At 64.1% G+C, this 542-nt stretch carries 1 protein-coding gene; it reads left to right on the top strand.

Translation table 11 applies throughout. The annotated features are described in order from the left end of the window. Positions 1-542, top strand: a 542-nt coding sequence (locus ACXJKJ_RS31835; RefSeq protein ID WP_457395716.1) for a DNA gyrase subunit A, incomplete at both ends; no start/stop codon positions are given.

The following is a 542-nucleotide window of genomic DNA, read 5'->3' as shown; positions in this document are numbered from 1 at the left end:
ATGGAGTACATCCCGGGCCCGGACTTCCCGACCGCGGGCATCATCAACGGGACCGCCGGCATCGTGGCCGGTTACCGGACCGGGCGTGGCCGGGTGCGCATCCGCGCCAAGGCCGAGGTCGAAGTGGCCGACAACGGCCGCGAATCGATCATCGTCACCGAGATCCCGTACCAGGTGAACAAGGCCCGGTTGATCGAGAAGATCGCCGAGCTGGTCAAGGAAAAGAAGCTCGAAGGCATCAGCGAGCTGCGCGATGAGTCCGACAAGGACGGCATGCGCATCTTCATCGAGATCAAGCGCGGCGAGTCGGCGGAAGTTGTGTTGAACAACCTCTACCAGCAGACCCAGATGGAGTCGGTGTTCGGCATCARCATGGTGGCGCTGGTCGATGGCCGCCCGCAGTTGATGAACCTCAAGCAGATGCTCGAGGCGTTCGTTCGCCACCGCCGCGAAGTGGTTACCCGGCGCACCGTGTTCGAGCTGCGCAAGGCGCGTGCCCGTGCGCACGTGCTGGAAGGCCTSACCGTCGCGCTGGCCAACAT

Source organism: Roseateles sp. P5_E1 (assembly GCF_054049335.1).
The sequence above is the reverse complement of the archived record's forward strand: the minus strand, read 5'-3'. Positions and strand labels throughout refer to the sequence as shown.